The organism is Prescottella defluvii (assembly GCF_000738775.1).
In the GTDB taxonomy this organism is placed as follows: Bacteria; Actinomycetota; Actinomycetes; order Mycobacteriales; family Mycobacteriaceae; genus Prescottella; species Prescottella defluvii.
On the sequence record NZ_JPOC01000023.1, the window covers coordinates 1 to 19223 of the forward strand.

Annotated in this window: 18 protein-coding genes and 1 rRNA gene; 5 read left to right on the forward strand and 14 right to left on the reverse strand. The window is 67.3% G+C overall.

Annotated elements, in window-relative coordinates; all coding sequences use genetic code 11:
• Positions 1-179: 179 nt before the first annotated feature.
• Positions 180-1604, forward strand: a complete 1425-nt coding sequence (locus IJ15_RS0109395) for an FAD-binding oxidoreductase (RefSeq protein WP_031938081.1) — start codon at positions 180-182, stop codon at positions 1602-1604.
• Complete coding sequence (locus IJ15_RS0109400) at positions 1604-2365, forward strand: decaprenylphospho-beta-D-erythro-pentofuranosid-2-ulose 2-reductase (protein ID WP_031938082.1); 762 nt, start codon at positions 1604-1606, stop codon at positions 2363-2365. The genes IJ15_RS0109395 and IJ15_RS0109400 overlap by 1 nt, the downstream gene beginning before the upstream one ends.
• Positions 2366-2428: 63 nt before the next feature.
• On the opposite strand, the gene IJ15_RS0109405 is transcribed toward IJ15_RS0109400, so the two are convergent.
• The 9 genes from IJ15_RS0109405 to IJ15_RS0109445 all read right to left on the reverse strand — a co-directional run bounded on the left by IJ15_RS0109405 (position 2429) and on the right by IJ15_RS0109445 (position 11651).
• Positions 2429-2713: a hypothetical protein gene (locus IJ15_RS0109405; RefSeq protein ID WP_031938083.1), complete on the reverse strand. Its 285-nt coding sequence runs from the start codon at positions 2711-2713 to the stop codon at positions 2429-2431.
• 144 nt (positions 2714-2857) lie between these two features.
• Entirely contained in the window at positions 2858-4468 is a 1611-nt protein-coding gene (locus IJ15_RS0109410) for an ABC transporter substrate-binding protein (RefSeq protein ID WP_031938084.1), read from the reverse strand.
• Positions 4469-4557: 89 nt separating this feature from the next.
• Positions 4558-5622, reverse strand: a complete 1065-nt coding sequence (locus IJ15_RS0109415; protein ID WP_031938085.1) for a DUF1214 domain-containing protein — start codon at positions 5620-5622, stop codon at positions 4558-4560.
• Positions 5623-5648: 26 nt separating this feature from the next.
• Complete coding sequence (locus IJ15_RS0109420; RefSeq protein ID WP_031938086.1) at positions 5649-6791, reverse strand: sulfotransferase family protein; 1143 nt, start codon at positions 6789-6791, stop codon at positions 5649-5651.
• Between the two features lie 24 nt (positions 6792-6815).
• Positions 6816-7634: an SDR family oxidoreductase gene (locus IJ15_RS0109425; RefSeq protein ID WP_051918703.1), complete on the reverse strand. Its 819-nt coding sequence runs from the start codon at positions 7632-7634 to the stop codon at positions 6816-6818.
• Positions 7631-7990 carry a nuclear transport factor 2 family protein gene (locus IJ15_RS0109430; protein WP_031938088.1) on the reverse strand — a complete coding sequence of 120 codons (360 nt, stop codon included), beginning with the start codon at positions 7988-7990 and terminating at the stop codon, positions 7631-7633. The genes IJ15_RS0109425 and IJ15_RS0109430 overlap by 4 nt, the downstream gene beginning before the upstream one ends.
• Positions 7991-8056: 66 nt before the next feature.
• Entirely contained in the window at positions 8057-9958 is a 1902-nt protein-coding gene (gene cysN / locus IJ15_RS0109435) for a sulfate adenylyltransferase subunit CysN (protein WP_031938089.1), read from the reverse strand.
• A complete protein-coding gene (gene cysD / locus IJ15_RS0109440) occupies positions 9958-10863 on the reverse strand; it encodes a sulfate adenylyltransferase subunit CysD (protein ID WP_031938090.1) in 906 nt (301 codons plus the stop codon). The genes cysN and cysD overlap by 1 nt, the downstream gene beginning before the upstream one ends.
• On the reverse strand, positions 10860-11651 hold the full coding sequence (locus tag IJ15_RS0109445) for a 3'(2'),5'-bisphosphate nucleotidase CysQ (protein ID WP_081880669.1): 792 nt from the start codon (positions 11649-11651) through the stop codon (positions 10860-10862). The genes cysD and IJ15_RS0109445 overlap by 4 nt, the downstream gene beginning before the upstream one ends.
• Before the next feature lie 143 nt (positions 11652-11794).
• On the opposite strand from IJ15_RS0109445, the gene IJ15_RS0109450 reads away from it, so the two are divergent.
• Positions 11795-12412: a TetR/AcrR family transcriptional regulator gene (locus IJ15_RS0109450; protein ID WP_031938092.1), complete on the forward strand. Its 618-nt coding sequence runs from the start codon at positions 11795-11797 to the stop codon at positions 12410-12412.
• A gap of 27 nt (positions 12413-12439) precedes the next feature.
• Here the strand turns inward: IJ15_RS0109450 and IJ15_RS0109455 are convergent, their stop codons facing one another.
• On the reverse strand, positions 12440-13315 hold the full coding sequence (locus IJ15_RS0109455; protein ID WP_031938093.1) for an alpha/beta fold hydrolase: 876 nt from the start codon (positions 13313-13315) through the stop codon (positions 12440-12442).
• A 132-nt stretch (positions 13316-13447) separates the two neighbouring features.
• Here IJ15_RS0109455 and IJ15_RS0109460 point away from each other — a divergent pair, with 132 nt between their 5' ends.
• Complete coding sequence (locus tag IJ15_RS0109460) at positions 13448-15304, forward strand: galactan 5-O-arabinofuranosyltransferase (RefSeq protein WP_031938094.1); 1857 nt, start codon at positions 13448-13450, stop codon at positions 15302-15304.
• Here IJ15_RS0109460 and IJ15_RS0109465 read toward each other — a convergent pair whose 3' ends face one another.
• Positions 15305-16723, reverse strand: a complete 1419-nt coding sequence (locus tag IJ15_RS0109465) for an FUSC family protein (protein WP_031938095.1) — start codon at positions 16721-16723, stop codon at positions 15305-15307.
• A 76-nt stretch (positions 16724-16799) separates the two neighbouring features.
• Here IJ15_RS0109465 and IJ15_RS0109470 point away from each other — a divergent pair, with 76 nt between their 5' ends.
• Positions 16800-17315: a MarR family winged helix-turn-helix transcriptional regulator gene (locus IJ15_RS0109470; RefSeq protein ID WP_031938096.1), complete on the forward strand. Its 516-nt coding sequence runs from the start codon at positions 16800-16802 to the stop codon at positions 17313-17315.
• A gap of 46 nt (positions 17316-17361) precedes the next feature.
• On the opposite strand, the gene IJ15_RS0109475 is transcribed toward IJ15_RS0109470, so the two are convergent.
• The 3 genes from IJ15_RS0109475 to rrf all read right to left on the reverse strand — a co-directional run.
• Positions 17362-18507 carry an RNA polymerase sigma factor gene (locus IJ15_RS0109475; RefSeq protein WP_031938097.1) on the reverse strand — a complete coding sequence of 382 codons (1146 nt, stop codon included), beginning with the start codon at positions 18505-18507 and terminating at the stop codon, positions 17362-17364.
• Positions 18508-18515: 8 nt separating this feature from the next.
• Positions 18516-18923: a YciI family protein gene (locus tag IJ15_RS0109480; RefSeq protein ID WP_031938098.1), complete on the reverse strand. Its 408-nt coding sequence runs from the start codon at positions 18921-18923 to the stop codon at positions 18516-18518.
• Between the two features lie 201 nt (positions 18924-19124).
• A 5S ribosomal RNA gene (gene rrf / locus IJ15_RS25270) occupies positions 19125-19223 on the reverse strand; the annotation flags it as partial.

The window sequence follows — 19223 nt, forward strand, 5'->3', positions numbered from 1 at the left end:
TCCCCGCCTGATCTGCGCGCCTGATTCCTGACCGGTCCCCACTCCCGCGTTTTGCGCACTTGTCGCGCTTCCGGACCCCGGAAGACGCGCGACAAGTGCGCAAAACGCGGGTAAAGAAGTTGTGGAACGGCACACGCGTGCCGGGGGGCGGGCTCTACCGCCAGGTAACCTCGTACGCGATGTCCGAGACAGCAGAAGAGACGGCTCACGAGCCGCTCCCCACGCAGACCCGCACCCTCACCGGCTGGGGGCGCACCGCGCCCACCACCGCACAGGTGTTGTCCACGCCCGACGTCGAGCTGATCGCCAAGGCGGTCGCGCAGGTGGCGGAGCAGAACGAGGCCAAGCCGTCGCACCTGCGACGCGGCGTCATCGCGCGCGGCATGGGCCGCTCGTACGGTGACCCGGCGCAGAACGCGGGCGGACTCGTCGTCGACATGAACGCGCTGAAGCGCATCCACACCATCGACTCCAACTCCCGTCTGGTGACGGTGGACGCCGGTGTGAACCTGGATCAGCTGATGCGCGCCGCGCTGCCGTTCGGCCTGTGGGTTCCGGTGCTGCCGGGCACCCGCCAGGTCACCATCGGCGGCGCGATCGCGTCCGACATCCACGGCAAGAACCATCACAGCGCCGGCAGCTTCGGCAATCACGTGCGCTCGATGGATCTGCTGACGGCCGACGGTCAGATCCGCACCCTGACCCCGGCCGGCCGGAACGCGAAGCTGTTCTGGGCCACGGTCGGTGGCATGGGCCTGACGGGCATCATCCTCAAGGCGACCATCGAGATGACGGCGACCGAGACGGCGTACTTCATCGCCGACAGCCGGCGCACCGCCGATCTCGACGAGACCATCGCGCTGCACAGCGACGGCAGCGAGAACGACTACGACTACTCGAGCGCCTGGTTCGACGCGATCTCGCCCGAGCCGAAGCTGGGACGCGCCGCAGTCTCGCGGGGCAGCCTCGCCAAGCTCGACCAGTTGCCGAAGAAGCTGCAGAAGAACCCGTTGAAGTTCGACGCGCCGACGCTGTTGACGCTGCCGGACGTGTTCCCGAACGGGCTGGCCAACAAGTTCAATTTCTCGGCGATCGGCGAGCTGTACTACCGCAAGACGAAGAACGCCGACAACCAGGTCCAGAACCTGACAGCGTTCTACCACCCGCTGGATCTGTTCGGTGAGTGGAACCGCGGCTACGGCTCGAACGGGTTCCTGCAGTATCAGTTCGTGGTTCCGCCGGAGGCCGTCGGCGAGTTCAAGCAGATCATCCGCGACATCCAGTCGTCGGGCCACCACTCGTTCCTCAACGTGTTCAAGCTGTTCGGCGAGGGCAACAAGGCGCCGCTGAGCTTCCCGATGGCCGGCTGGAACATCTGCGTCGACTTCCGGATCAAGCCGGGGCTCAACGAGTTCGTCACCGAACTCGACAAGCGCGTGCTCGAGTTCGGCGGCCGGTTGTACACCGCGAAGGATTCGCGGACCACGGCCGAGACGTTCCACGCGATGTACCCGCGTATCAACGAGTGGATCAAGGTCCGCCGATCCGTCGACCCCACAGGCGTTTTCGCCTCCGACATGTCCAGAAGGTTGGAACTGCACTGATGATCAATGCCGTCGGAAATCCCCAGACCCTGCTGCTCCTCGGTGGCACGTCCGAGATCGGCCTGGCGATCTGCGAGGAGTACCTCAAGAAGGCGCCGCTGCGCGTGATTCTCGCTGCGCTGCCCAACGATCCGGGTCGTGACGCCGCCGTCGCGCAGATGAAGGCGGCGGGTGCCACGCAGGTCGACCTGATCGACTTCGACGCCCTCGACACCGAGAGCCACCCGAAGGTGATCGACGAGGCCTTCTCAGCCGGCGACGTCGACGTCGCGATCGTCGCGTTCGCCCTCGACGGCGATGCCGAGGAACTGTGGCAGGACCAGCGCAAGGCTGTGCTCGTCGCCAACGTCAACTACACCGCGTCGGTCTCGGTCGGCGTCCTCGTCGGCGAGAAGATGAAGACGCAAGGCTTCGGCCGCATCATCGCGATGTCGTCGGTGGCCGGTGAGCGCGTCAAGCGCGCCAACTTCGTCTACGGCTCCACCAAGGCCGGTCTCGACGGCTTCTACCTCGGTCTGGGCGAGGCCCTGGCGCCGTTCGGCCCCAAGGTCACCGTCGTCCGCCCGGGCATGGTGCGCACCCAGTTCAGCGCGCACGTCAAGGAAGCGCCTCTGACGGTGAACAAGGACGTCGTCGCGACGCTGGCGGTGGCCGCGTCCGACAAGGGCAAGGAAATCGTCTGGACCCCCGGTCCGTGGCGTTTCGTGATGATGGCACTGCGGCACGTCCCGCGCGCGATCTTCCGCAAGCTGCCCATCTAGGAACAGCGTTCACGAACAGGCCCACCACAGAGCACTGTGGTGGGCCTGTTCGTTTCGCTCGTCCTACATCGCCGATCGGGGCTGGGCGGGGACGGCCCGCATGTCGTTGCCGGTGTTCGGCTTGACGCGCAGCCACGTGCCGTCGCTCTTGCAGGTCTGGTACGTGCCGTCCGGGTGATAGACCTTGCTGCCGACGCTGTAGTCCTTGCCGTCGTAGACACACACGGTCGTCTGGGTGCCGTCGGGAGCGGTGCGGATGTCGGCGTGGGCAACTGCGGCCTGCGCGCCGAGCACGCCGCCGGCGACGAGAAGCGAAGCGGCGAGGGTCTTTACGGTGCGAGAGATCATCTGAGTGGTCCTTCTGTTCGGGTCGGTCCGGGTGGGCACCTACAACAATGGCGGCCACCGACGACCCCGACCAGGTACCCGAGGGGGCCGATTCACCCACCCCAGACGTCCCAGCGCGCACTGGACCGGCCCGCGCTCGGGACCTCAGCCCGCGGACTTCCACGCCGAGTCGAACAGCATGATGTCGGTGACGGTGCGTTCGACGCCGTGCACCGTCGTCTCCCACGCGGTCAGGACCGGCGCCGGTCCCCAGAGGACATAGGGCACGGTCTCGTTCGCATACCGCTGGACGTTGCCGATCGCTTCCCGTTTGTCGTCGTCGGTCGGAGCCGTCTGCACCTCGAGAAGCAGACGATCCATCTCGGGATCGGCGAATCCGGTGGCGTTGTTGCGGGAGTCGCTGCCCATGCTTCCGTACAGATTGAGGAACGGCGCCTCCTCGGCGATCGGCGCGCCACCCCGGGTGAGATCGAAATCGTGGTCCCGGTAGACCTTCCGAACGAGATCGGTCGTATCGGTCGCGTAGTCGACGGTGACATCGAATCCGATCGCCTGAAGCTCCGCCTGCACGGTGAGCGCCGTCGCCTGCTGGCTCGGATCGTGGGTCGACAGGTACGAGATGCGACCGTCGAACCCGTCCGCTTTCGCCTCGTCGAGCAGCTGCCGGGCTCGGGCGGGGTCGGCCACGATACCCGCGGTGCCGCTGTACCATCGCGACCCCTCGGGAACGAGTTCCGAACTGGCCGTGCCCAGTCCGGCATTGGCGCGCTGATTGATCGCCTCGGGATCGACTCCGTAGGCGATGGCCTGCCGCACTCGGACATCGGAGCCCGGCCGTCCCGGCCTGCTGTTGATCACGCCGATGCCGTTCTGGCCCGTGGGACTGAGGAAGCCGGCGTATCCGTCCCCGAGCGCCTGGCTGATGACCCGCTCGTCGCGAAGGATGTACGTCATGTCGAACTGACCGCTTCGCATGGACTCGTACTGGGCCTGCGCTCCGGCCGTCGGAACGAACCGCAGCGTGTCCAGATGCGGTCTGCCACCCACATAGTCGGTTCGCGCGGTGAGCAGTAGCTCTTCGCGGGGCGCGAACTTCGTCACCGTGAACGGCCCGGCCCCCACCGGCGAGAACGTGCCGTCCCCCTCCGAACCTGCACCGACGATCATTCCCGCCCCGGTACTGAGGAGCACCGGGAAATCGCCCCAGGGCCGCTTCAACCCGAAGACGACAGTTCGCTCGTCCGGAGTGTCGATCCTGTCGACGATGTTCGACCATGTCTGGGAGGCATCGGCTTTCGCCGCGACGAACCGATCGATACTCCACTTCACCGCGCGGGCGTCGAGGACGTTCCCGTCGCTGAACCGGGTACCGGGACGCAGCGTCACGGTGTAGGTCTCGAGGCTGCCGTCGCTCTCGAGCGACTCCGCCAGTTGTGGGACGAAGCTCCGGCTGTCGGCATCGTGACGGACGAGAGTGTCGTAGACCGCTGCCATTTCGGTGCCGCCCGTGGATCCGGTCGCCTGCGTCCGCGCGGGATCGAGGACCGTGGGAAGCGAATAGGAACCGAAGGTGAGCGAGCCACCGGCGACGGGTTCGGCGGCGTCGACCTGTTCGCCGACGAAACCCGCCTGCCGCTGGGGTTCCTCGCCGGCCGCGGCGCCGGAGTTCCCGGACGAGCACCCGGCGAGCAGAACAGCGAGCGCGGTGACACCGGCCCACAGCGGTCGAGAGGGCCGGAAGGCCGGATTGCGCACGTTGTCCTCCGTTGTCGGGTCGGTCGACGAATGGACACGGTCCGCCCGCGACGAGCGGCGCGGGCGGACCGTGCGGAAAGAACTGCGACTCAGACCTTCACGACCTTGGCGGTCGGGATCGGATGCGAGTCGGCCTTGATCCAGCGCATCGCGAACGTGCCCTCGGTATGCCCGTCGGTGTCGATCCAGTTCCCGTATCCGGGGTCCTTGGCCGCAACCACGATCGTGAGGGTCCCGTCGTCGTTGAGCTTCGCGGTGTGGTTGTTGATGTAGATGTTCGACCGGCGGTAGTCGAGGGATTCCACCCAGAAGTTCTGCAGCACGAAGTTGTAGTACTCGCAGTTCGGGATCTCGGTCTCGATCACCCACGCCTCGTCCTCGGCGAGCTTCCAGTAGCCGTGGAAGTAGAAGATCGTCGGGTCGCCGCCGGCGTTCTGGAAGTAGTCCTGGCCCCAGTCGAAGATCTCGTTGGCACGCGGCATGAACTTCCGTGACCATTCGAGGAAGGTGTTCGCCATACCCCGGAACATGTCGATGGACCTGTCCAGGCGCTGGCCGATCTCCTCGGGACTCAGCGGGACGAACTCGCCGTCGGGGTTCAGGCACTCGATGGAGAGTTCGGCGATCACCTCGTTGCGGCGGTCCTGGTACGTCTGCCGGACCGAAATGAGGTTGCTCTCCGGATCCAGCGGCAACCACGCGGAACCGTCCGCCGGCTTCTCCGCACTGGCGATGAACTCGAAGCGGCCGTGCTCGTCGACCTCGAGATCGTGGATGTGGAGGTCACCGGTCTGCAGCATGGTGCCGTCGATGTGGTACCGGTTGATTCGCGAACCGAACGTCACGAGCGGCACCGTGCCCCGGGTACCGATGATGCGGTAGGTGTACTTGCCGGAGATGTTGGCGCGCATGTAGACGTTGTCCGGGTTGTCGGCACCGATCTTCGTCATCATGTTGGGGTTCGGTGCGGACGTGAACTGCGGCAGGCGCGGATCGGTGTACTCGACGCAGTTGATCGTCGAGTAGCGAAGCAGGCGTGAGAGATAACGCACGCCCTCGGCCTGCGTCAACGGATCCTGGGGCACGATCGGATCCGACAGGATCTCTCCCACGTCGAGCAGGTCGTTGCAGAACTTCTCCCAAGTGGCGTTCATCGTGAATTCCTATCTGTGGCAAGCGATCAGTGAATTGCGAACTTGACATCGACCTCGGAGGCGTCGACACCGAAGTCCTCGAGCGAGTACTTGTGCGACGGCCGCCGATGGTCGGCGAGGCTCGCTTCGTGGGCGGCGGTGACCGCCCGGCGCGCCTCGTCGGAGAACGGCATGGCGAACTGGGCGTAGATCTTCTCGACGGTGCCGATCGGATCGGCCACGAAGTCCCGGTAGTCGACGTCGATGAACTGCTCCGGGTTGTAGCGTTCCCGAGCCGCGTGGAAGTTCGCGTTGCCCCGCGCCCACAGGTCCAACTGTGTCCGCCCGATGGTGTTGCGGTCGAATGCCCCCGACATGTCGTGGCCGCCCTGCTCCGCGAGACTGAAGGTCGACGCCATCGAAGTGCGCGGTTCACGGAACGTGCGGACGATCAACGCATCCGGGTACACCTTCATGATCTCGTCGATCGCGAAGACATGACTGGGGCTCTTGAGCACCCAGCGGCGATCGCGATCGTTCATGCCGATCAACTGCAGGTTCTTCCGGTGCCGCGCATAGGTCTCGGTCCAGTCCTGCTTCGCCAGCCAGTCCGTGTACGACGGCACGTACGCCACCGTCTCGAACGAGGTCGACAGGAGCGTCTGCTGGAGCAGCCGCCAGCATTCCTCCACCTCCTCGGCACCCATGAAGTGGACCTTCATGAGATCCGCCTCGTTCTGCTGACGCGCGCGGTACAGGGCGTCGCACCGCAGGAAATCCTTGTTGTCGGACCACTTTTCGCGATCCGGACGCGGCTGCGGAGCCTCGGCCAGCCACATCTCGACGCCCTGGTGCATCGGGTCCGCACTGAGCAGGCGATGCAGTGCCGTGGTGCCGGTGCGGGTCAGACCGCACATGAAGATCGGCCGTTCGATCGGAACGTCGACGTGCTCCGGATGTCGGGCGAACGCGGCCTCACTGGACAGCCGGCCGGCGAGCGCCCCGACGATCATCTTGCGCGCGATGACCTTTCCGTGCGGCGTCAGATCGGCTTCATGCTCGAACGAATCGAGGAGGACGCGCAGACCCTCCAGGTATTCGCCCGTACCGAAGTCGTCGTACCCGGTCGCCTGCCGGGCCTCGGCGTGCAGCTCCTCGATCGAGCCGACACCGTCGATGTGCTGTGTCATCGGTGTTTCCTTGTCGTTGGTAGGTCAGTGATGCGTGTGCCCGCAGTTGACGTCGACGCACTGGCCGGCGATGGCCCGCGCGTAGTCGGAAGACAGGAACACCACGGTGTTGGCGATGTCGTCGGGCTCGGGCAGCCGGCGCAGGTCGGTGTCCGCCGCCACCTCGTCGTAGACCTGCTGGAACGGAACGCCCCGCGACTCGGCCTGCCTCTCGAACATCCGCTTGACCGGATCGGCCCAGATATACCCCGGTGCAACCGAATTCACACGGACGCCCTGCGGGCCCAACTCCACCGACAGGCCGCGGGCGAGAGCGAGCAGACCGGCCTTCATGATGCGGTAGGCCCCCATGCTCGGGAGCTGATTGCGCAGCACCACCGAGTTGATCATGACGACCGAGCCCTGGGACTCGATCAGGGCGGGCGCAAGCTTGCGTGTCAGGTCCAGTGCGGCCAGCAGGTTGATGTCCATGCCCTGGCGGACCGAATCGAGCTCCGCGTCCAGCAGTCGCTCGTGTGGCGGCTGGACGAACGCGTTGTTGACGAGCGCGTCGACCCTGCCGAACTCCGCGAGCGCGGCGCCGGCCAGCGCGGACACCGATTCTCCGTCAGTCAGGTCGGTCGGCACGCACAGCGCGGTGCCGCCCAGCGCGCGCACCTCGTCCGCCACCGCGGTCAGGCGTGACTCGGTGCGGGCCGCCAGGACCACCTTCGCTCCGGCCAGCGCGCTGCGCACGGCGATCGAGCGGCCCAGACCGGGGCCGACTCCCGACACCACGACGACCTTGTCCTCGAGCAGCGGCAGCGACTTCGGCGTGGCGCGTACGGGCGTCGCAGCGGTCATACCCGCGCCTCCGGATCCAGTACGACGCTGAGGGACACGATCTTGCAGTTCTCGTCGAACTCGAACAGGTCCGTGGCCGCGAAGTCCGGTAGGCGGTCGCTATGGACACGCAGCTGCGTCGCAGCGAACCTGCCCGTCACGGTGATCGGGGACAGCAGCGACACCGTGAACGCGACCTTCGCGTTCGCCTCGTCGAACGCCCGGATCTCGTCGAGGCCCCGATAGGTCTTCATCCCGAGGGGTTCGTGCTGGACGGCCCCCTCCGCGAACAACCCGACGAGCTTGTCGACATCGTGATTGCCCAGATGCTCGATGTACGACTCCACCGCTGCACAGATCTCAGCTCGGCTCGGCAAGAATCTCTCCTTCATGTGTCGATGGACAATTCGGTAGAACTCTCTGTGGTGCAGTACGTCTCGCCGTCAGGAGATGACGCCGCGCTCTCGGAGCACCTCGACGATGCGGCCGGCCGCCTGCTCGGGCGATGTCATGGTCGTGTCGATCCGCAGATCGGGTGTCTCCGGCGCCTCGTACGGCGAGTCGATGCCGGTGAAGTTGGCGAGATCACCACGGCGAGCCTTCTTGTAGAGCCCCTTGGGGTCCCGCTGTTCGGCGACAGCGATGGGAGTGTCGACGAACACCTCGCAGAACTCGTTCGCTCCGATCACCTCGCGGGCGGCCTCGCGTTCGGCGCGGAACGGGGAGATGAACGAGACCAGGACGATCAGGCCGGCGTCGGCCATCAGCCGGGCCACCTCGGTGACCCGACGGATATTCTCGACCCGGTCGGCCTCGGTGAACCCGAGATCGCGGTTGAGACCGTGTCGGACGTTGTCCCCATCAAGTAGATAGGTGTGGCATCCCGCTGCGTACAGGCGGCGCTCGAGTTCGTTCGCGATGGTCGACTTCCCCGAGCCGGACAGGCCGGTGAACCACAGCACCTGCGGCCGGTGGCCGTTGAGTGCGGCGCGGGCATGTTCGTCGACGTCGACGGCCTGCCAGTGGATGTTGTCGGATCGGCGCAGCGAGTGCGCGATCATTCCGGCGCCGACAGTGGTGTTGGTGAGCCGGTCGATCAGGATGAAGCCGCCGGCGTCCCGGTTCTCGACGTAGGGGTCGAACGGCACCGGCCGGTCGAAGCTGATGTTGCAGACGCCGATCTCGTTGAGCGCCAATGTGCTCGTAGCGGTCTTCTCGAGCGTGTTGACGTTCACCTTGTACTTGGGTCGGGTGATGCGCGCCTGCACCGTCATGGTCCCGATCTGACACAGATAGGGACGTTCGGGCAGCATCTCGTGCTCCCCCATCCACACCACGTGCGCCTCGAACTGGTCCGCGACACCGGGCAGGGCGTCGCTGACGGCGAGTACGTCGCCGCGACTGATGTCGATCTCGTCGGTGAGGGTGACGGTGACCGACTGGCCGGCGATCGCCTCGTCGAGATCACCGTCCATCGTCACGATGCGGTCGACGGTCGATTCCTTGCCGCTGGGCAGCACCCGGACGCGGTCACCGGGGCGCACGGCACCGCCGACGATCTGGCCGGAGAAGCCACGGAAGTCCAGGTTCGGCCGGTTGACCCACTGCACCGGCATCCGGAACGGACCGCTGCGCAGTTCATCCTCGATCTCGACGGTCTCGAGGTGCTCGATCAGCGTCGGCCCCTCGTACCAGGACGTGTTGGCGCTGCGCTCGGTGAGGTTGTCCCCCAGGTAGGCGGACAGCGGAATCGCGACGACTTCGGTCAGCCCGATCTCGGCGGCGAATCCGGCGTACTCGTCGCGGATCGTCTCGAAGGCGTCCTGCGAATAGTCCACCAGGTCGAGCTTGTTGACCGCGAGCACGACGTGACGAATACCCAACAGCGACACCAGATACGAGTGCCGGCGGGTCTGCGTGAGGACCCCCTTGCGCGCGTCGACCAGAATCACTGCCAGGTCGGCCGTGGAGGCTCCGGTGACCATGTTGCGGGTGTACTGCTCGTGCCCCGGGGTGTCGGCGACGACGAACTTGCGGCGCTCGGTGGAGAAGTACCGGTACGCGACATCGATCGTGATTCCCTGCTCCCGCTCGGCCGCCAATCCGTCGACCAGCAGGGCGAAGTCAAGGCCGTCGCCCTGCGTGCCGACCTTGCGCGAGTCGGCCTCGAGGGCGGACAGCTGGTCCTCGAACACCAGCTTCGACTCGTACAGAAGCCGTCCGATGAGAGTGGACTTCCCGTCGTCGACGCTGCCACAGGTAATGAAACGGAGCATGGACTTGGTGGCATGCCGAGCGAGGTACTGCTCGATGTCGGATGCGATGAGATCGGACGAGTGGGCCATCAGAAGTACCCTTCCTGCTTCTTCTTCTCCATCGAGGCGCTGCTGTCGTGGTCGATGACGCGACCCTGCCGCTCCGACGTGGTGGTCAGCAGCATTTCCTGGATGATGTCGGTCAGGGTGGCGGCCGTGGATTCGACGGCGCCGGTGAGCGGGTAGCAGCCGAGCGTGCGGAAGCGGACGCTCTTGAGTTCGGGCACCTCGCCGGGCAGCAGGGGCATCCGGTCGTCGTCGACCATGATCAGTGTGCCGTCGCGCTCCACGACCGGGCGTTTGGCCGCGAAGTACAGCGGCACGATCGGAATGTTCTCCTGCCGGATGTATTCCCACACATCGAGTTCGGTCCAGTTCGAGAGCGGGAACACCCGCAGGGACTCACCCGGGGACTTGCGGACGTTGTACATCCGCCACAGCTCCGGTCGCTGCTGTTTGGGATCCCAGCGGTGCTCGGCGGAGCGGATCGAGAACACCCGTTCCTTCGCGCGCGACTTCTCCTCGTCCCGCCGCGCGCCACCGAATGCGGCATCGAACTTGTAGAGATCCAGGGCCTGCTTGAGTCCCTCGGTCTTCCACATGTCGGTGTGTGTCGCGGAGCCGTGCGTGAACGGATTGATCCCCTTCTCCACGCATTCCGGGTTCTTGTAGACGAGAAGATCGAAATCGCCTGCGGCAGCAGACTCGTCACGCAGCTTGTACATCTCACGGAACTTCCACGTCGTGTCGACGTGGAGCAGCGGGAACGGTAGCCGCGACGGATGGAACGCTTTGCGGGCAAGGTGCAGCATCACCGCGGAGTCCTTGCCGACCGAGTACAGCATTACGGGATTCTCACTCTCGGCGACAGCCTCCCGCATGATGTGGATGCTCTCGGCCTCGAGCCGCTCGAGATGGGTCAGTGTTCTGGTCATCGCCGAAGTGCCTCCAGTGCTTCACCGGCCAGTTCGGGCCGGCAGATCAGTAGGTCGGGCAGCCAGGGGTTCTCCTGGTTGTAGATCAGGGCGGATCCGTCGATCCGTGAAACATGAAGTCCTGCAGCATGGGCCACTGCCACGGGCGCGGCCGAGTCCCACTCGTACTGGCCGCCGGCGTGCGCGTAGACGTCGGCCTCACCGCGGACCACTGCCATCGCCTTCGCGCCCGCCGACCCCATCTCGATCAGTTCCGCACCGAGTGCGTCCGCCATCGCCATGACGGGTTCGGGTCGGCGGGTACGACTGACGACCACCCGGGGCGCACCGGACAGGGGCGCGTACGACGCGGGGGCGTCGCCTGTGGAGAACGTGATCCCGAGGGCCGGCATCGCCACCGCGCCGACCGTCAGGTCCCCACCCTCGACTAGCGCGACGTGGACGGCCCAGTCGTCGCGACCCGACTCGCCGTACTCACGCGTGCCGTCGAGGGGGTCGACGATCCACACCCGGTCGGCGGCGAGGCGGGCGAGATCGTCCGCGCCCTCCTCGGACAGCACGGCGTCACCCGGGAACCGCTGCGCGAGCGCGCCGACGATGAACTCGTGACTCAGCCTGTCCGCGGCATTGCGGAACTCGGCCGGATCGAGGTCGGCGTCGTCGAGCCGACGCCGATGATCGAGTAGCAGTCGGCCCGCCGCCGTCGCGATCTCCACCGCCGCGTGGCCGTCCGCATCCCGCTGGTCCGTCGAATCGGGTGGCGTCGTGATTCCGGCTTCATTGCTCATGAAACGTGACTGTAACCACAGAATGAACTATGTTCAATCCCAGAACGAACAGCGTTCATTCTGGCGGCGACATCTTCCCAGGTCGGAATGAACATTGTTCGATCCAGCTTGGACCACTACCGATCCCCCGATACGGTGGACGCATGGGTGAATCGAACGGCAAGTCGATCTACGGCGACGCCGAAGCGCGACGACGTCGCACGCTCGACGCCGCCGCCGCGCTGTTGGACGAGGGCGGCTACTCCGCCCTCACCATCCGGTCGGTCGCGAAGCGCTCGGGCACCAGCACCGGACTGATCTACCAGTACTTCGCGGACAAACAGGAGATCTTCACCGCGCTGCTCGACGAGAGCCAGGCCGAGTCGATCGCATTCGTCGCCGCCCTGCCCCGCGACGAGGGTGTCGCGTCACTGATCGCCGCGGTGATCCCCGAGTCTGTGCGCCAGTGGAGTCGGGTCGGCCGGCTGACCGCGACCTGGCGCGACGTCGAGGGGGCAGCCCAGTCGGACCGTGAGTCGGTGCGGCAGGTCCGCAAGACCGCCAAGCGCTACAACGAGGAGCTTCGCAAGGCCCTGCACGAAGCCGCAGCCGCCGAAGGCCGGACCCTGCGTGAGGATCGCGCCCTCCTGCCGTTCGTCCTGTCCGGACTGCAGGGCGTGGCCGACACCATCGTCAACGGGTGGGCGCAGGACCTGGACACGGCGGAGTTCATCGAGTTCGCCGCGTCCGCGCTGGCGCGCGCCATCACCGTCGCCGACTAGACCGTCGCTACCGGAGAGAGAAGACGGTCAGACGGACGCCTCCCAGGCCGACAGGACTGTGCGGATACCGGTGATCAGTGCGAGCGGTCGATCGATCATCGTGTGGTGCCCGGCGTCCGGGATCTCGGCGACGATGGCCGACGGCCCGAACCGCTCGCGCATCTGCGCCAACAGTTCCGGAGAGACGATGCCGTGTTCGGCGCGGAAGTACGCGATGGGGCACCGCGGTTCCGCGACGGCCAACGTGTCGCCGCCGGAGCGGGTGAATATCGCCGGATCGAACTTCCACGACCAGCCGCCCTCGACGGCCGTCAGCGAGGTCTCGGCGATGTGCTCGCGCACGCACGGAACCGCGGTGTCCTGCGGCGGCACGAACCGGAACCGTGAAAGTGCCGCCCCGCGATCGGCATACACCTTCTTCGGCCCGAATGCCGCCTTGCTGCGGGCCGCCTCCTCCTCGGGTGTGCGCTGACGGATCGGCGAGTCGACGATCTGCACGCCGGCCAACCGGTCGCCGAACAGATGCGCCGCGACGAACGCGACGATCCCGCCCATGCTGTGGCCGACGACCACCGGCCGGCCATCGATGCCCGCCGCCCCGGCCACCGCGATCACGTCGCGCGCCCACTGGTCCAGCGAATACCGTTCGCGGGTACCGCTGTCACCGTGACCGCTCAGGTCCAGGGCGACGACGCGCCGGTCCCCCGCCAACTGCGGGCCGATGTGGTCCCACCATCGTGAGTGCGCCGCGCCGCCGTGCACCAGGACGATGCCCGGACGGCCAGGCTCACCCCACGCCCGGAAGTGCACCGCGACACCGTCGACATCGACGCTGCCGGTCTCGACCGGAGCCGCCAACGCGTCGAGGAACCACCGCGGGGTCTGCGCCTGCTCGTCGCTCATTCCTCGAACCTACTGAACGCCGATTCGCCACTCCCACCCAAGTAAGCTCGGGCCGTGTCGCAATCAGGAGCCGCCCCCCTCGTAGAGCCGCGCGTCGCCCCTGCCCGACGGGCTGCCGGCGCCGCAACCGAGATGCTGCTCGCGGCCGTCGTGGCCGCGGTCGTCGCCGCGGTGGGGCTGTTCGCATTCGGGCGGGTGTCGTGGCCGGCGTTCCCGTCGTCCAACGTCACGCAGGCCGTGACGACGGTCGGGCAGGTCGTCACGATCGCCGTCCTCGCCGTGAGCGTGCTGCTTCATCGCGCGCGACGGTGGGTCCGCGCGGCGACGGTGCTGTCGTGGGCGGGGCTCTCCGGATTCGTGACTGTCACGCTCGGTATGCCGCTGAGCGCAACCAAGCTGTACCTGCACGGGGTCTCGGTGGACCAGGAGTTCCGGACCCAATACCTCACGCGGCTCACCGATTCCGCGGCCCTGCACGACATGACGTACGCGGACCTACCGCCCTACTACCCGGCCGGCTGGTTCTGGATCGGCGGACGGGTCGCGAACCTGCTCGGCCTGGACGGCTGGGAAACGTTCAAGCCGTACGCGATCGCTTCGATCGCCGTGGCCTCGGTGCTCGCACTGGTGTTGTGGAGCAAGCTGATTCGCGCCGACCGCGCCGTCGTGGTGGGGCTTGCGGCGGCCGCGATGACGGTCGCGTACGCCTCCGCGGAACCGTACGGTGCCGTCATCGCCGTCCTGATCCCACCGGTCCTCGTGCTCGCGTGGGGCGGCCTGTACCGGCCGGAGAGGTCGACCGAGACCCGTGGCGGCGGCTGGGGAGCCGTCGTCGGGACCGGCTTGTTCCTCGGTGTCGCGGCCGCCTTCTACACGCTGTACCTCGGTTTCGCCGCCTTCGCAGTCACCCTCATGGCGATCGCGTCCGCGGGTCTCGCCGTCCGCGCACAGGGATCCTGGCGCGCGGCCCTGGACCCGCTCCTGCGCCTGGCCGTGACCGCCGCGATCGCGATCGCGATCGCCCTCACCGTCTGGCTGCCGTACCTGCTCGAGTCCCTGCGCGGCACCCCGGCGGACAGCGGCACCGCGACGCACTACCTGCCCGACGCCGGTGCGCACCTGCCGCTTCCCATGCTGGACTTCTCGCTCGCCGGCGCCCTGTGCCTGCTGGGCACCGTCTGGCTGGTCAGCCGCGTCGCATCGTCGCGTCGTGCGCAGGCGCTGGGCGTCGGCGTGCTCGCGGTCTACCTGTGGTCGCTGCTGTCCATGACGGCCACCGTCGTCGGCGCCACACTGCTCTCGTTCCGGCTCGAGCCGGTACTGATCCTGCTGCTCGGCACGGCGGGCGTGTTCGGCTTCTTCGACGGCGCGCGCTGGCTGGTCCTCGCGACCAGCGAGAATCCGCGCGTCAAGGCCTCCATCGTCGTGATCGGGCTCGCGGGGTCGATCGCGTTCGCTCAGAACATCCCCCAGGTCCTGGCCAGCGACATCACCATCGCCTACACCGACACCGACGGCGACGGTGTTCGTGCCGACCAGCGGCCGCCCGGGGCGGCCGCGTACTACGCCGACGTCGATCGCATCATCACCGAGCAGCGCCCGGGCGAACGTCACGACACCGTCGTCCTGACCTCCGACACCAGCTTCCTCAGCTTCTACCCGTACTTCGGGTTCCAGGCGCTGACGTCGCACTACGCGAATCCACTCGCGGAGTTCCGTGAGCGCGCGGCGGCCATCGAGAGTTGGACCGAGTTCGAGACACCCGAACAGTTGATCACTGCGCTGGACGAACTTCCATGGCGCGCACCGGATGTGTTCGTGATGCGCAAGGGCGCCGACGGCTACACCCTGCGCCTGGCGGAGGACGTCTACCCCAACGACCCCAATGTCCGCCGCTACAGCGTCACGCTCCCCAAGCAACTGTTCGACGATCCGCGTTTCACGATCGAGGACGCCGGCCCGTTCGTCGTGGTGAACCGGGTCGGCTGATCAGGCCAGGTGGTGACGGTCGGCCCGGCTGACCGTCACCGCGGCGATGACCACACCGATCACCACACCGATCAGGGTGTCCACGACGCGGCTGATACCGGCATCCGCGGAGATCGGTGACGTGAACCCGATCAGCAGCAGCGCCATCGGTGTGACGGCCAACGTCGTGAGCCCGTAGTTCACGAGCACCATCAGTTCCGCCGCGATCTGCAGCACGACGACCACCGCGACCATCGGCCAGTAATCCAGCCCGGCCGCGAGGAGCAGTGCGGCCAGCAGGGCACCACCGACATTGCCGAGCAGTCGCTGGATCCCGCGCTGCACCGTGTGCGTGAAGTTCAGTCCCTGCAGCACCGCGATCGCACCCATCGACGCCCACAGGGGATGTTCGACGCCGATCGCCGCCGCCACCCAGCCCGATGCCGCCGACGCGAGCACCACCCGGATCGCGGTGTGCCGCACCTCGTCGGACCGTAGCCGGGGCCAGCCGGTGGCCAGGACACGGTGCGGCGCCGGCAACTCCGAACGACCCGACGGCCGGTCGGCCACACCACCGAGCACGCTGGCACGCTTCATCTTTCGAAGTTCCCGTTCGTGCTGCGCGATCTCCCGGACGAGTGTCACGTTACCGTCCGCCGCCCACCGCTCGACGGCGTCGTCCGCCATGTCCAGCAGTGCCGCGAGGTCCCGCCCGTGCTCGTGGCGCGTCCGCGAACGTCCGCTCGCCGCAAGCACTTCGCGGGCTCGCGCGATCGCGTCCCGCGCCGGCGCGACGCCGTCGTCGCCGACACGCTCGAAGGATCCGACGGCGACGAGGGCCCGGGCCGCGGCGAGCCGGGCCGGGCCGAGCGGGAGGATCAGCGCCGGCAGCATCGCCGCGATCCAGCCGACCACGACACCCACGGCCGTCGCCGTGGTGACGGCGAGGATGTCCGACGCCGACGCGGCATAGCCGGCGGCTCCGGTGGCCGCGAACACGAGAATCACCGGACCGGGACCGAGCAGCCGGAAGGCATTCATGTAGGCCGACGCGACACCCGCGGCGAGGGACAACGCGCCCACCAACGCCCACGCCGGCAGCCCCGCAGCGCCGAGTGCACCTCCGAACGCCACGAACACGATGAGCGCGACGCCGACGAGTGCGACCTTCCCCGCCAGGCGGGGGTACGGCTCGTACCGGCCGAATGCCGACGAGAGCGCACCGAGCGTCGCCAGACCGGCCAACTCCTGGAACCCGAGCAGCCCACCGCCGACGAAGACGACCGCGGACGCGAGCCCGACCCGCAGAGCCGGCGCAATGGTCGCGTCGGCCGCCCGCACCTCGAATGCTCGACGCCAGGTGCTGGGCGCAACAGAATGCGCGAGTGCGCTGCGCGCGTGATCGATCCTGCCGGCCGGGGACGTATCGAGTGCTACCACTCGCCCCAGCTTACACGCATTATTTCACAAGTAAATTACTTATGAAGTGCTGTGGCGGCACCGATAGGATGGGTGTGTGGATTCGACCGACAGCCCGGAACGCGATTTCATCGACAGGGTTCGCCAGGAGTGGGCCCAGTCCTACCCGGAGGTCGACACCTCGCCGATCGAGATCATCGGCCGGATCACCCGCATCAGTTCCCAGGCACTTCATCGGCTCGAACGGGCGCTCGCCGACAGCGGAGTCTCACGGGCAGAGTTCGAGGTGCTGTGCGCGCTGGCGCGCAGCGAGCGCCCGCTCCGCGCCAGCGAGGTCACGGCCGTGACGATGGTCAGCGGCGCCGCCACCACGAAGCACGCGGATCGACTCGTCAGGATGGGCCTGCTCGAACGCCGTCGTTTCGAGCACGACGGGCGAGTGGTCCTGCTCGCCGTGACCGATGCCGGACGCGCCCTGGTCGACGCGGAGTTTCCGGACCGGATCGATCGCGACCGCCGGCTCCTCGACGGCCTCGACGACGACGACCGCGCCCAGCTGGCCCGACTCCTGCGCCGGATCGCACACAACAGCGACAGCGCCGATCGCCCATAGCGGCCCGGAGTTCCACAGCGCCACAGCAGAACCCGAGTAGGTCCTGTCAGCGGGACGCCCGCGCATTGAGTCGGGATGCCTGACGCGTCAGGTGGTCACGCTCGGCGAGGTTGTGCGCCTTCTGCGCCGCCTCGACGTACAGTCGCGTCGCCGACGCCAGGTCGCCGTCGCGTTCGTGGAGGTACGCCGCTACCGCCGTGTGGCGGGGCACCGAATCATCCACCTCTGCGAGCGCCGCGAGACCTGCGCGTGGCCCGTCGGCCTCGCCGACGGCGACCGCACGGTTCAGCCGGACGACCGGGCTCTCGGTCAATCCCAAGAGTTCGTCGTACCACTCCACGATCTGCACCCAGTCTGTCTCCGCGGCGGTCGGCGCATCGGCGTGCAGTGCCGCAATCGCGGCCTGCGCCTGGAACTCGCCGAGCCGGTCCAGGGCCAGGGCCGCCTGCAGGATCGCGATGCCCTCGGTGATCGAGTCGGTGTCCCACCGAGTGCGGTCCTGCTCGGCGAGCGGCACCAGGCTGCCGTCGAGCGCGGTGCGGGCAGCACGCCGGGCGTGGTGGAGGAGCATCAGGGCGAGCAGGCCCGCCACCTCGGGATGATCGACGGTGGCGGCGAGCTGCCGGGTGAGGCGGATGGCCTCGGCGGCGAGATCGACGTCGCCGAAGTAGCCCTCGTTGAAGACCAGATAGAGAACACGCAGCACCGTAGCCACGTCACCGGGCCTGTCGAACCGCACACCCGAGACCGTTCGCTTGGCTCGGCTGATCCGCTGCGCCATCGTCGTCTCGGGCACCAGGTAGGCCTGGGCGATCTGACGGGTGGTCAACCCGCCGACCGCGCGCAGCGTGAGGGCGACCGCCGACGACGGAGTCAACGACGGGTGGGCGCACAGAAAGTACAGCTGGAGGGTGTCGTCCACCGCCTGTGCCGGCCCGCGATCCGGCTCCTCCTCGACCACGTCCTCACGCCGGCGACGGGCGGCTTCCGCCCGGGTCGCGTCGAGGAACCGGCGCCAGGCCACGGTGACCAACCAGCCCTTCGGGTCCCGAGGCGGGTCTGCCGGCCAGGCACGGATCGCCTCGACCAGAGCGTCCTGCACGGCATCCTCGGCCGCCGCGAAGTGGGCTCCGCGGCGGACGAGGATCCCGAGCACGCTCGGGGTGAGGCTCCTCAGGGCAGCCTCGTCCATCTCGAATGTCACTCGGTGACGGTGGGGGGCGCGGTCAGGAACGGGCGCACCTCGAGCCATTCGTGGATCGGCTTCCCGCCCGCCCCCGGAGCCGCCGACAGTTCCCCGGCAAGTTCGACGGCACGTTCCTGACTGTCGACGTCGATCACCATCCATCCGGCGATGAGGTCCTTCGTCTCCGCGAACGGTCCGTCGGTGACCGGCGGTCGCCCCTCCCCGTCGTAGCGGACCCACATTCCTTCCGGGGCGAGCGCCTGACCGTCGACGAACTCGCCGGTCTCCTCGAGCCGGTCCGCGAAGTCCTGCATGTACTGCATGTGGGCCGAGATCTCCTCCGGCGTCCACCGGGCCATGGGGACATCGTTGGCCGCGGACGGTGCGCCCCGGTAGTGCTTGAGCATCAAGTACTTTGCCATCGTCTTCTCCTCGGTGCCGGTGCGTCCATTCTGGTCGCACTCACCACGGGGACGAAGCCACTCACGCATTCTCGACATCGGGTAGCCGACGTTCATCCGATCCACGTCCGGCCGATCGACGACGATCCGGCCGCGATGTGCGGACATGTGGAAATGCCGAAAGCCCCCACCCGTAATGGGTGGGGGCCTTCGGTAAAGGGTGTTCGGCGGTGTCCTACTCTCCCACACCCTGTCGGGTGCAGTACCATCGGCGCTGGAGGGCTTAGCTTCCGGGTTCGGTATGAGACCGGGCGTTTCCCC

Coding starts and splice junctions, on each gene's coding strand:
- IJ15_RS0109395 (WP_031938081.1), top strand. CDS start 180: ATGTCCGAGACAGCAGAAGAGACGGCTCACGAGCCGCTCCCCACGCAG.
- IJ15_RS0109400 (WP_031938082.1), top strand. CDS start 1,604: ATGATCAATGCCGTCGGAAATCCCCAGACCCTGCTGCTCCTCGGTGGC.
- IJ15_RS0109405 (WP_031938083.1), bottom strand. CDS start 2,713: ATGATCTCTCGCACCGTAAAGACCCTCGCCGCTTCGCTTCTCGTCGCC.
- IJ15_RS0109415 (WP_031938085.1), bottom strand. CDS start 5,622: ATGAACGCCACTTGGGAGAAGTTCTGCAACGACCTGCTCGACGTGGGA.
- IJ15_RS0109420 (WP_031938086.1), bottom strand. CDS start 6,791: ATGACACAGCACATCGACGGTGTCGGCTCGATCGAGGAGCTGCACGCC.
- IJ15_RS0109425 (WP_051918703.1), bottom strand. CDS start 7,634: ATGACCGCTGCGACGCCCGTACGCGCCACGCCGAAGTCGCTGCCGCTG.
- cysN (WP_031938089.1), bottom strand. CDS start 9,958: ATGGCCCACTCGTCCGATCTCATCGCATCCGACATCGAGCAGTACCTC.
- cysD (WP_031938090.1), bottom strand. CDS start 10,863: ATGACCAGAACACTGACCCATCTCGAGCGGCTCGAGGCCGAGAGCATC.
- IJ15_RS0109445 (WP_081880669.1), bottom strand. CDS start 11,651: ATGAGCAATGAAGCCGGAATCACGACGCCACCCGATTCGACGGACCAG.
- IJ15_RS0109450 (WP_031938092.1), top strand. CDS start 11,795: ATGGGTGAATCGAACGGCAAGTCGATCTACGGCGACGCCGAAGCGCGA.
- IJ15_RS0109455 (WP_031938093.1), bottom strand. CDS start 13,315: ATGAGCGACGAGCAGGCGCAGACCCCGCGGTGGTTCCTCGACGCGTTG.
- IJ15_RS0109460 (WP_031938094.1), top strand. CDS start 13,448: ATGCTGCTCGCGGCCGTCGTGGCCGCGGTCGTCGCCGCGGTGGGGCTG.
- IJ15_RS0109475 (WP_031938097.1), bottom strand. CDS start 18,507: ATGGACGAGGCTGCCCTGAGGAGCCTCACCCCGAGCGTGCTCGGGATC.
- IJ15_RS0109480 (WP_031938098.1), bottom strand. CDS start 18,923: ATGGCAAAGTACTTGATGCTCAAGCACTACCGGGGCGCACCGTCCGCG.